This window comes from Pseudomonas sp. RIT-PI-o (genome assembly GCF_001297215.1).
In the GTDB taxonomy this organism is placed as follows: Bacteria; Pseudomonadota; Gammaproteobacteria; order Pseudomonadales; family Pseudomonadaceae; genus Aquipseudomonas; species Aquipseudomonas moraviensis_A.
Genome location: NZ_LHPA01000021.1, coordinates 39,781 through 51,478, shown reverse-complemented (window position 1 = coordinate 51,478; position 11,698 = coordinate 39,781). Strand labels below are relative to the sequence as shown.

Here is an 11,698-nt window from a genome sequence, read left to right as displayed (position 1 = left end):
GCAATGCCTTTCTTGTTGTGATTACTGGGCTTTTTCGGCGGCCAGTTCTTCCAGATCGATGTAGCGGTTGCCGATGCGCGGGTGCAGGCGGCCACCGTCGGCGCAACCCAGTACCACGACGATTTCGTCGGCACGCGGCGCGTCTTCGATCTGCATTTCCAGGGTGATGTAGTGCGAACGCAGGCCTTCGTCGTCCTTGTGCATCATCGGGATCTGAATCGACGTGCCCGGACCGCCGCGCTTGTTGGTGAAGCTCAGGTAGCTCTTGGCTTTCACTGCTTCGCGGTAGTGGTTGCCGAAGCGCAGGGTGTGGATCACCGCCGACGCGTGCTCGATCTCGCCGTCAGCGCCGACCACCGCCGCTTTGCCGTAGGCCTCGATCTTCTCGGCACCGCCGATGATGCCGACCAGACGCTCGACCATCATGGCGCCGAGGTCGGAGCAGTTGGCGCGGATCTGTGGCTTGAGGTCTTCGACAAAACCGTTGCCCACCCAAGGGTTCTTCATCACCACGGCAAGGCCGACCATGGTCACCGGCTTGTCAGTCGCCTTGCCGCCTTCGATGAAGGTTTCTTCGACATAGCTGACGATCTTGCGAATTTCGAAACTCATGAGCTGCTCCGTTGGGGGATTGAGAGTGTCTGTGCGTCTGATGGTATACCATAATACCGATCCTGCAAGTCCCCCTGACGAGATTTGCCTCATCACCCCGGCGAATGGTCATGTATTCAAATTCCCAGCCCCCATGATCCCTTGTAGGAGTGAGCCTGCTAGCGATAGGGGGCTGTCAGCCAATGATTTTCTGACTGAAACACCGCCATCGCGAGCAGGCTCACTCCTACACGGGAAATCAGCGGCAATGCGGTTAACAAAAGATAACGTGGCGCCGATTGTCAGACATTTGCAAAGCCCGATAGGATGAGCCAGCTTCCGAAGGCGCTCTGGATTGCGGGTTTCAGGAGGATGCTTCTGAACTGCCAGTAGTCGAGCACCCTTGCGGCGCCCTTGAAGGCCCGATGGCCCAACAATAATAAATAGGGGAAGGTCTATGAGTCGTTGCCGCCCGCCGGCGTTACGCAACACCGCGTTGCTGGTCACAGCTCTCTCGCTGCTGGGCTTTGCCACGTTATCGGCGCCTGTGATTGCCGCCGAGGCCCCGGCCGACGTGGTCTATGCCACCGAATCGGCCAAGGCCGCAAAGAGCCTGATTCTCGATGTCGTCCACGCCGGCGCGCGCCTGGTCGCGGTCGGTGATCGCGGGCACATCGTCTATTCCGATGACCAGGGCAAGACCTGGACCCAGGCCAAGGTGCCGACTCGCCAGTTGCTTACCGCGGTGTATTTCGTCGACGACAAAAACGGCTGGGCGGTCGGTCACGACGCACAGATTCTCGCCAGCGCAGACGGCGGTCTGACCTGGACCAAGCAATTCGAAGACCTCGCACGCGAATCGCCGCTGCTCGACGTCTGGTTCAAGGACGCCAGCAGCGGCTTTGCTGTGGGCGCCTATGGCACGCTGCTGGAAACCACCGATGGCGGCAAACACTGGGAAGACGTCAGTGATCGCCTCGACAACGAAGACCAGTTCCACCTCAACGCCATCGCCTCTGTGAAAGACGCCGGGCTGTTCATCGTTGGTGAGTCCGGCAGCATGTTCCGCTCCGCCGATGACGGCCAGACCTGGGAAAAACTCGAAGGTCCGTACGAAGGTTCATTGTTCGGCGTGATCGGCACGGCCCAGCCGCAGACCCTGCTGGCGTACGGCTTGCGCGGCAACCTCTATCGCTCCACCGATTTCGGCAGCAACTGGGAGCAGGTCGAACTGAAAGCCGCACGCGGTGCGCTGGAGTTCGGGCTGTCCGGCGGCACACTGCTGGAAGACGGCTCGATCGTCATCGTCGGCAACGGCGGCTCGGTGATCAGCAGCAGTGACAATGGCGAAACCTTCAGCGTGTTCAACCGCCCGGATCGCATTTCGCTGTCGTCGGTCACCGCCGCCGGCAACGGCAACCTGATTCTGACCGGGCAGGGTGGTTTGCACATCACCCAGCCAAACGGTGCCGAGACCAATAACAAGAAGGCGGGGCTATGACTTCCTTGATCACTCCTCAGCAGGAAAAGGCGACGGTTCTCGAGCGCCTGATCTTCAACAACCGCCCGGCCGTGATCCTGATCTGCCTGGTGGTGAGCATTTTCCTGTTCTGGCAGGCCACGCTGATCCGGCCGTCGACCAGTTTTGAAAAAATGATCCCGCTGCAGCATCCCTTCATCGAGAAGATGATGGAGCACCGCAACGATCTGGCGAACCTGGGTAACACGGTGCGTATTTCGGTGGAAGCCACCGACGGTGACATTTTCTCCAAGGAGTACATGGAGACCCTGCGCCAGATCAACGACGAGGTGTTCTACATTTCCGGCGTCGACCGTTCCGGGCTGAAGTCGCTGTGGAGCCCGAGCGTGCGCTGGACCGAAGTGACCGAAGAGGGTTTCGCCGGCGGTGAAGTGATTCCGCAGAGCTACAACGGCTCCCAGGACAGCCTCGACCTGCTGCGTAACAACGTGCTCAAGTCCGGTCAGGTCGGGCGTCTGGTGGCCAACGATTTCAAGTCGAGCATCGTTGACATCCCGCTGCTGGAGGCTTACCCGGACCCGCAGGATCAGGGCAAGCTGCTGGCGCTGGACTATCGCCAGTTCTCCCATGAGCTCGAAGACAAGATCCGCAACAAGTTCGAAGCGCAGAACCCCAACATCAAGATCCATATCGTCGGTTTCGCCAAGAAGGTCGGCGACCTGATCGACGGTCTGGTGATGGTGGTGCTGTTCTTCGGTGTCGCCTTCGTCATCACCCTGATTTTGCTGTTGTGGTTCACCAACTGCCTGCGCAGCACCATCGCCGTGTTGAGTACGACGCTGGTGGCGGTGGTCTGGCAACTGGGACTCATGCACTTCTTCGGCTTCGGGCTCGACCCGTATTCGATGCTGGTGCCGTTCCTGATTTTCGCCATTGGCATTTCCCACGGCGTGCAGAAAATCAACGGTATCGCCCTGCAGTCCAGCGAGGCCGATAACGCCCTGACCGCTGCACGACGCACCTTCCGCCAGCTGTTCCTGCCGGGGATGATCGCGATTCTCGCCGATGCCGTGGGCTTCATCACCCTGCTGATCATCGACATCGGCGTGATCCGTGAACTGGCCATCGGCGCGTCCATCGGCGTTGCGGTGATCGTGTTCACCAACCTGATCCTGCTGCCGGTGGCGATTTCCTATGTCGGCATCAGCAAGCGTGCGATTGCCAAGAGCAAGAAGGACGCCAACCGCGAACATCCGTTCTGGCGCCTGCTGTCGAACTTCGCCAGCCCCAAAGTCGCGCCGATCTCGGTTGCCCTGGCGCTGATCGCCTTCGGTGGCGGCCTCTGGTACAGCCAGAACCTGAAAATCGGCGACCTCGACCAGGGTGCGCCGGAACTGCGTCCGGACTCGCGCTACAACAAGGACAACAACTTCATCATCAGCAATTACTCGACCAGCTCTGACGTACTGGTGGTGATGGTCAAGACCAAGGCCGAAGGCTGCTCGCGCTACGAAGCCATGGCGCCGATCGATCAGTTGATGTGGAAAATGCAGAACACCGAGGGCGTGCAGTCGGCGATCTCGCTGGTGACCGTGTCCAAGCAAATGATCAAGGGCATGAACGAGGGCAACCTGAAATGGGAAACCCTGTCGCGCAACCCGGACGTGCTGAACAACTCGATCGCCCGCGCCGACGGCCTGTACAACAACAGTTGCTCGCTGGCACCGGTGCTGGTGTTCCTCAACGACCACAAGGCCGAAACCCTCGACCGCGCTGTGCAAGCGGTGCAGGAGTTCGCCAAGGAAAACAACAAGGACGGCCTGGAATTCATCCTCGCCGCCGGTAACGCCGGGATCGAAGCCGCCACCAACGAAGTCATCAAGCAGGCTGAGCTGACCATCCTGATTCTGGTGTACATCTGCGTCGCGGTGATGTGCATGATCACCTTCCGCTCGTGGGCGGCGACCTTGTGCATCGTCCTGCCGCTGGTGCTGACCTCGGTGCTCGGCAACGCGCTGATGGCGTTCATGGGCATCGGCGTGAAAGTCGCGACGCTGCCAGTGGTCGCGCTGGGCGTGGGGATCGGCGTGGACTACGGCATCTACATCTACAGCCGCCTGGAAAGTTTCCTGCGTGCCGGGTTGCCGTTGCAGGAAGCCTATTACCAGACGCTGAAATCTACCGGTAAAGCCGTGCTGTTCACCGGTTTGTGCCTGGCGATCGGCGTGTGCACCTGGATCTTCTCGGCGATCAAGTTCCAGGCCGACATGGGCCTGATGCTGACCTTCATGCTGCTGTGGAACATGTTCGGCGCACTGTGGCTGCTGCCAGCGTTGGCGAAGTTCCTGATCAAGCCGGAAAAACTGGCGGGGCAGAAGGGCAATTCGCTGTTTGCCCATTGATCTGAAAGCCTGAAACGACAAAGCCGCAACCTTTAGGGGTTGCGGCTTTTTTGTGGACGAAGATCAAGGTCAAGGTCAAGATCAAGAGCCCCTCACCCTAGCCCTCTCCCGGAGGGAGAGGGGACTGATTGGGGGATATTAGAGATTTACGCCGACCTGAGCGCCCTGCTGTGAATCCATAATCGACTCGGTTTTTCAGGTCGATGTATAACGAAGCACAACCCGGTCGGTCCCCTCTCCCCTTGGGAGAGGGCTAGGGTGAGGGCAAGCGGTCTCAAGCCTTAAGAGAGCTCAGCGCCAAGCACCACACTCAACGCACTGCGCGCATCATCCAGCTGCACCAGCGTCGCATGCCGGGCCCCGAGCGCATCGCGGTTCTCGATGGCGGTCAGAATCGCCTTGTGCCTCGGCAACGCCAATTCATGCAGATTCGGCCGCTGATTGGAATGCTTCAACGCCTCGGCAATCGCCACCGCCAACATGTTGCACAGGTTTGCCAGCAGGTCATTGTGCGTCGCATCGGCGATGCGGCTGTGGAAGTCCAGATCCGGCTGCAAAAGCGCTTCCGGGGTCGGAGCGGCTTCCATGCGTTGGTAGGCTTCGTTGATCGCGGCGATGTCGGCATCCGTCGCATGCTGGGCGGCGAGGGCGGCGGCGGCCGGTTCGATGATGCTGCGCACGCTGGTCAGCACGTTGAAGAATTCATTCTGCGGGCTGCTTTGCATCAACCAGTGCAGCACGTCCGGGTCGAGCATGTGCCACTCGCGACGGGCCTTGACCACCGTGCCCACCCGTGGCCTGGAATACACCAGCCCCTTGGCCACCAGCACCCGCGTGGCTTCGCGCAACACCGGCCGACTGACCGCGTACTCCTCGCAGAGCAGGGCTTCGGCGGGCAGTTTGTCGTCGGGCAAAAAGCGTCCGGAGACGATCTGCATGCCCAGTTCCTGGACGATGCGCGAGTGCATGCTTTTACGGTCGGAAGGTTTGCGGTAATCCATGGGGAGTGGCGCGATCCTGAGCGATGGAGATGCCGCGCATCATAGCAGGCGTGCGGCATTCTTGAGGCTGATGCATAGCAAATGTAGGAGTGAGCCTGCTCGCGATTGCGGTGTGTCAGTCACCAGAGTTGTCAACTGACAGATTGCCATCGCGAGCAGGCTCACTCCTACAGGGAGTGGCTGTGTTAATGGGAGTGGCGCGGTACCTCGGCCCCTCGGCAACCCACCAGGAAGTCAAAGTCGCAACCCTGATCCGCTTGCAGCACGTGGTCGATGTACAGCTGACGATAGCCACCCACCAGCAATTGCTGCGGCGCTTGCAGATCCGCCATGCGCGCCGCCAGTTCAGCGTCGGGAATGTCCAGGTGCAAACGGCCGCTGGCGCAATCGAGTTCGATCCAGTCGCCTTCCTGCACCGCCGCCAAAGGCCCGCCCGCTGCGGCTTCAGGTGCAACGTGCAAAACCACCGTGCCGTACGCCGTGCCGCTCATGCGGGCATCAGAAATCCGCACCATGTCAGTCACGCCTTGCGCCAACAGCTTGGCCGGCAAGCCCATGTTGCCGACTTCGGCCATGCCCGGATAACCCTTCGGTCCGCAGTTCTTCATCACCAGAATCGAATCCTTATCGACGTCCAGCTCTGGATCGTTGATCCGCGCCTTGTACATGTCGAAGTTCTCGAACACCACGGCGCGCCCGCGATGCTGCATCAGTTCAGCGCTAGCGGCGGACGGCTTGAGCACCGCACCCAGCGGCGCCAGATTGCCGCGCAACACGCAGATGCCACCGTCAGCGCGAATCGGATTGTCGAGGGTGCGGATCACCTCGTCCTCGCCATAGATCGGCGCGTCCCTGGTGTTCTCGCCGATGGATTTTCCGTTGACCGTCAAGGCATTCGGGTTAGGGATCAGATTGGCTTCACCGAGGCGACGCAGCACCGCTGGCAAACCACCGGCGTAGTAGAACTCTTCCATCAGGAAACGCCCGGAGGGTTGCAGGTCGACGATGGTCGGCATGCCGCGACCGATGCGGGTCCAGTCGTCCAGATCCAGCTCGACGCCAATGCGCCCGGCAATGGCTTTCAAGTGGATCACGGCGTTGGTCGAACCGCCGATGGCAGCGTTGACGCGAATGGCGTTTTCGAAGGCTTCCTTGGTCAGGATCTTCGACAGTTTCAGGTCTTCGCGAACCATCTCCACCGCGCGCATGCCAGACATGTGGGCCAGCACGTAACGCCGCGCATCTACTGCGGGAATCGCGGCGTTGTGTGGAAGGGAAGTGCCCAGTGCTTCAGCCATGCAGGCCATGGTCGACGCGGTGCCCATGGTGTTGCAGGTGCCCGCCGAACGCGACATGCCGCCTTCGGCTGCGAGGAAATCGTCGATGGTGATGGTGCCGGCCTTGACCTGTTCGCTGAGCTGCCACACGACAGTGCCGGAGCCGATGTCCTTGCCCTTGTGCTTACCGTTGAGCATCGGCCCGCCGGTGACGACGATGGCCGGTACGTCGCAACTGGCCGCGCCCATCAACAGTGCCGGGGTGGTTTTGTCGCAACCGGTGAGCAGCACGACGCCGTCGATCGGGTTGCCGCGAATCGCTTCTTCAACGTCCATGCTCGCCAGGTTGCGGGTAAGCATGGCGGTCGGGCGCAGGTTCGATTCGCCGTTGGAGAACACCGGGAATTCCACCGGAAAACCACCGGCCTCGATCACCCCGCGTTTGACGTGCTCCGCGATCTGGCGGAAGTGCGCGTTGCACGGAGTCAGTTCCGACCAGGTGTTGCAGATGCCGATGATCGGCTTGCCGTGGAACTGATGGTCGGCGATGCCCTGATTCTTCATCCAGCTGCGGTACATGAAGCCGTTCTTGTCGGCCGTGCCAAACCATTGGGCGGAGCGCAGGGTGGGTTTCTTATCAGACATGATCGTTTCTCTTATTGTAAGACTATTGTTTGCGAGCTGACGCTTAATCTAAGCGCAAAATCGGCGCTTTGGAAGTGTTGTTGGGTAATTAGTATTACTATATAGTCGTTTTCGACGGAGGGAAGGCCCTGGCTGTTTTGGCGAGAGGCGTCCCCCGAGGTTCTATAAAAACAACAATCGGAGACCGATCTCATGAGCCAGGAACTGCGGCTTGTCCGGCGCATCACACTGAAACTGATTCCCTTCCTGATCCTGCTGTACCTGATCGCCTATGTGGATCGCTCCGCCGTCGGCTTCGCCAAGCTGCACATGGGCGCCGACATCGGCATCGGCGATGCGGCCTATGGCCTGGGCGCCGGGCTGTTCTTCATTGGTTACTTCCTTCTCGAGATTCCCAGCAACCTGATGCTCGAACGCTTCGGCGCGCGGCGCTGGTTTGCGCGGATCATGATCACCTGGGGCGCGATCACCATCGGCATGGCCTTCGTGCAAGGACCGCACAGCTTCTACGTGATGCGCTTTCTGCTCGGCGCGGCCGAAGCGGGCTTCTTCCCCGGCGTGCTGTACTACATCACCCAGTGGTTCCCGGTGCGCCATCGCGGCAAGATCCTCGGCCTGTTCATCCTGTCGCAACCGATCGCCATGATGATTACCGGTCCCGTGTCCGGGGGGTTGCTGGGCATGGATGGCATCCTCGGTCTGCACGGCTGGCAGTGGCTGTTCATCGTCATCGGCACCCCGGCGATCCTGCTGACCTGGCCGGTGCTGCGCTGGCTGCCGGACGGTCCGCAGCAAGTGAAATGGATGGATCAGGCGGAAAAGGACTGGCTGACCGGCGAACTGAAAAAGGATCTGCAGGAGTACGGCCAGACCCGTCACGGCAATCCGCTGCACGCGCTGAAAGACAAACGCGTGTTGCTGCTGGCGCTGTTCTATCTGCCAGTGACCCTGAGCATTTATGGCCTCGGCCTGTGGCTGCCGACGCTGATCAAACAATTCGGCGGCAGCGATCTGGTCACCGGTTTCGTTTCTTCAGTGCCGTACATTTTCGGGATCATTGGCCTGCTGATCATTCCGCGCAGCTCCGACCGCTTGAATGATCGCTACGGCCACCTGGCGGTGCTCTATGTACTCGGTGCACTGGGCCTGTTCCTCAGTGCCTGGCTGTCGATGCCGGTGGCGCAACTGGCGGCGCTGTGTCTGGTGGCGTTTGCGTTGTTCTCGTGCACAGCCGTTTTCTGGACTTTGCCCGGGCGCTTCTTCGCCGGTGCCAGTGCCGCGGCGGGGATTGCCCTTATCAACTCGGTCGGCAACCTCGGCGGTTACATCGGGCCGTTCGTGATTGGCGCATTGAAGGAATACACCGGCAATCTGGCTTCGGGGCTGTATTTCCTCTCGGGCGTGATGGTGTTCGGGCTGATTCTGACGGGCATCGTCTATCGCGTTCTGGAACGCAAGCATGTGCTGCCCGTCGACCAGTTCGCTGCGAGTGCCCGTGGTGCGACCCGCACCTGACGGGCTGGCACCACCCCTGTAGGAGTGAGCCTGCTCGCGATGGCGGTGTATCAGCGAAAAAAATTGCCAACTGACACACCGCTATCGCGAGCAGGCTCACTCCTACAAGGGGGCTGCGGTGTTTCGAATAACACAGGAGAAAATCATGCATCTGGTTCAATTCGAATTATCCAACGGTGAGCGTCGGGTCGGCGTGGTCGACAACGGTCAGGTCCGCGAAGTCCAGGACGCGCGCAGTGTCCGTGATCTGGCCCTGGCCGCGATCGAGGCCGGTGGTTCCCTGGAGCAGCAAGTGCAGACCCTCGGCCTTGGCGCCAGCCATGACTACGCGCAGTTGCTCAAAGACCTGCGCATCCTGCCGCCACTGGATCACCCGGACCCGGCGCACATGCTGGTCAGCGGTACCGGCCTGACTCACCTGGGCAGCGCTTCGGCCCGCGACAAGATGCACCAGCAGGCCGGCGATGAAGCGGCGATGACCGACACCATGCGCATTTTCAAATGGGGCGTGGAGGGCGGCAAACCGGCGGCGGGGCAGGCCGGTGTGCAACCGGAGTGGTTCTACAAGGGCGACGGCAGCATCGTCGTGCGTCCGGGGCAGCCGTTTCCGCTGCCGCCGTTTGCCGAAGACGCCGGTGAAGAGCCGGAGATGGCCGGCCTGTACATCATCGGCAACGACGGCAAGCCGTATCGCCTCGGTTTTGCGGTGGGCAACGAGTTCTCCGACCACGTCATGGAACGCAAGAATTACCTCTACCTCGCGCACCCGAAATTGCGCAGTTGCAGTTATGGCCCGGAACTTCGCACCGGTGAATTGCCTCAACACCTTGCCGGCACCAGCCGAATCCTGCGTGACGGCGAAGTGCTCTGGCAAAACGAGTTCCTCAGCGGCGAGGCCAACATGTGCCACAGCCTCGCCAACCTCGAATACCACCACTTCAAATACAGTCAGTTCCTGCGTCCGGGCGACGTGCACATTCACTTTTTCGGCACCGCGACTTTGTCCTTTGCCGACGGCATCCGCACCCAGCCGGGCGACACGTTCGAGATCAGCCAGGCCGAATTCGGCGCTCCGCTGGTCAACGGCATCGCACCGGTCCAGGCGGCTTTTGAACCGGACAGCATCGGCACCCTTTAAGGAGATCCCATGACTCAGATTCTCGGTCACAACTACATCGGCGGTCAGCGCAGCGCCGCCGGCAGCGTCAAACTGCACTCGGTCGACGCCAGCACTGGCGAGGCCCTGCCGCACGATTTCATTCAGGCCACGGCGGAAGAAGTCGACGCCGCCGCCAAAGCCGCCGCTGCGGCCTACCCGACGTATCGCAGCCTCAGCGCCGAACGCCGCGCGCAGTTTCTCGACGCCGTCGCCGATGAACTCGACGCCCTTGGCGATGATTTCGTCGCCGTGGTCTGCCGCGAAACCGCGCTGCCAGCCGGACGCATTCAGGGCGAGCGCGGTCGCACCAGCGGCCAGATGCGTTTGTTCGCCAAAGTCCTGCGTCGCGGTGACTTCTACGGCGCGCGCATCGATCTGGCATTGCCCGATCGTCAGCCGCTGCCACGTCCGGATCTGCGCCAATACCGCATCGGCCTCGGCCCGGTCGCGGTGTTCGGCGCGAGCAACTTCCCGCTGGCGTTCTCCACCGCTGGCGGCGACACCGCAGCGGCACTGGCCGCCGGTTGCCCGGTGGTGTTCAAGGCCCACAGCGGCCACATGGCCACCGCTGAACTGGTCGCCGACGCGATCATTCGTGCAGCGGAAAAAACCGGCATGCCCGCCGGCGTGTTCAACATGATCTACGGTGGCGGCGTGGGCGAATGGCTGGTCAAGCATCCGGCGATTCAGGCGGTTGGCTTCACCGGTTCGCTGAAGGGCGGTCGCGCCTTGTGCGACATGGCCGCTGCACGTCCGCAACCGATCCCGGTGTTTGCCGAGATGTCGAGCATCAACCCGGTGATCGTGCTGCCACAGGCACTGGCCACGCGTTCGGAAACCGTTGCGCGTGAACTCACCGCTTCGGTGGTGCAGGGCTGTGGTCAATTCTGTACCAATCCGGGTCTGGTCATCGGTATTCGCTCGCCGCAGTTCAGCGCGTTTGTCCAACAGGTCGCTGCTGCGATCGGCGATCAACCGGCGCAAACCATGCTCAATGCCGGCACCCTCGGCAGCTATGGCAAAGGCCTGGAAAAACTCCTGGCGCACAGCGGCATCGAGCATCTGGCCGGTAATCCGCAGCAGGGCAATCAGGCGCAGCCGCAATTGTTCAAAGCCGATGTCAGCCTGTTGATCAACGGTGACGAAGTGCTGCAGGAAGAAGTGTTCGGTCCGACCACGGTCATCGTTGAAGTGGCCGATCAGGCCCAACTCAGCGCGGCGCTGCATGGCCTGCACGGTCAACTGACCGCGACGATCATCGGCGAACAGTCCGACTTCGAGCAATTCGCCGAACTGACGCCGCTGCTGGAGCAGAAGGTCGGGCGCATCCTGCTCAACGGTTATCCGACCGGTGTCGAAGTGTGCGATTCGATGGTGCACGGCGGGCCATACCCGGCGACGTCCGATGCGCGCGGCACGTCGGTCGGCACGCTGGCGATCGATCGATTCCTGCGCCCGGTGTGCTTCCAGAACTACCCGGACAGCTTGCTGCCCGAGCCACTGAAAAACGCCAACCCGCTGCGTATCCAGCGCCTGGTGGATGGCAAGCCATCGCGTGAGGCGATCTAAAGCCAACCACAACCCCTGTAGGAGTGAGCCTGCTCGCGATTGCGGTCTTAAATTCAGCA

Annotated in this window: 8 protein-coding genes; 5 read left to right on the top strand and 3 right to left on the bottom strand. The window is 61.1% G+C overall.

The window, feature by feature from the left end; all coding sequences use genetic code 11:
* Window positions 1-21: 21 nt before the first annotated feature.
* The gene (locus tag AEQ63_RS11195; protein ID WP_007968626.1) at window positions 22-612 is read right to left on the bottom strand and encodes an amino acid synthesis family protein; all 591 of its coding nucleotides are present in this window, start codon (window positions 610-612) and stop codon (window positions 22-24) included.
* A 436-nt stretch (window positions 613-1,048) separates the two neighbouring features.
* On the opposite strand from AEQ63_RS11195, the gene AEQ63_RS11190 reads away from it, so the two are divergent.
* Window positions 1,049-2,092 carry a WD40/YVTN/BNR-like repeat-containing protein gene (locus tag AEQ63_RS11190; protein WP_064363440.1) on the top strand — a complete coding sequence of 348 codons (1,044 nt, stop codon included), beginning with the start codon at window positions 1,049-1,051 and terminating at the stop codon, window positions 2,090-2,092.
* Window positions 2,089-4,473, top strand: a complete 2,385-nt coding sequence (locus AEQ63_RS11185) for an efflux RND transporter permease subunit (protein WP_042606775.1) — start codon at window positions 2,089-2,091, stop codon at window positions 4,471-4,473. Before AEQ63_RS11190 ends, AEQ63_RS11185 begins: the two co-directional genes overlap by 4 nt.
* Window positions 4,474-4,754: 281 nt before the next feature.
* Here AEQ63_RS11185 and AEQ63_RS11180 read toward each other — a convergent pair whose 3' ends face one another.
* Together AEQ63_RS11180 and AEQ63_RS11175 are read right to left on the bottom strand one after the other, a co-directional pair.
* Window positions 4,755-5,474 (bottom strand): FadR/GntR family transcriptional regulator, encoded by a 720-nt coding sequence (locus AEQ63_RS11180; RefSeq protein ID WP_042606776.1) that lies wholly within the window; start codon window positions 5,472-5,474, stop codon window positions 4,755-4,757.
* Between the two features lie 185 nt (window positions 5,475-5,659).
* Window positions 5,660-7,396, bottom strand: coding sequence for an IlvD/Edd family dehydratase (locus AEQ63_RS11175; RefSeq protein ID WP_042606777.1), 1,737 nt, complete (start codon window positions 7,394-7,396; stop codon window positions 5,660-5,662).
* 192 nt (window positions 7,397-7,588) lie between these two features.
* Here AEQ63_RS11175 and AEQ63_RS11170 point away from each other — a divergent pair, with 192 nt between their 5' ends.
* From AEQ63_RS11170 to AEQ63_RS11160, 3 genes are all read left to right on the top strand, one after another.
* Window positions 7,589-8,911: an MFS transporter gene (locus AEQ63_RS11170; RefSeq protein ID WP_042606778.1), complete on the top strand. Its 1,323-nt coding sequence runs from the start codon at window positions 7,589-7,591 to the stop codon at window positions 8,909-8,911.
* 145 nt (window positions 8,912-9,056) lie between these two features.
* Window positions 9,057-10,049 carry an AraD1 family protein gene (araD1, locus tag AEQ63_RS11165; protein WP_064363439.1) on the top strand — a complete coding sequence of 331 codons (993 nt, stop codon included), beginning with the start codon at window positions 9,057-9,059 and terminating at the stop codon, window positions 10,047-10,049.
* A gap of 9 nt (window positions 10,050-10,058) precedes the next feature.
* On the top strand, window positions 10,059-11,639 hold the full coding sequence (locus tag AEQ63_RS11160) for an aldehyde dehydrogenase (NADP(+)) (protein WP_064363438.1): 1,581 nt from the start codon (window positions 10,059-10,061) through the stop codon (window positions 11,637-11,639).
* The last annotated feature ends 59 nt before the right edge of the window (window positions 11,640-11,698 follow it).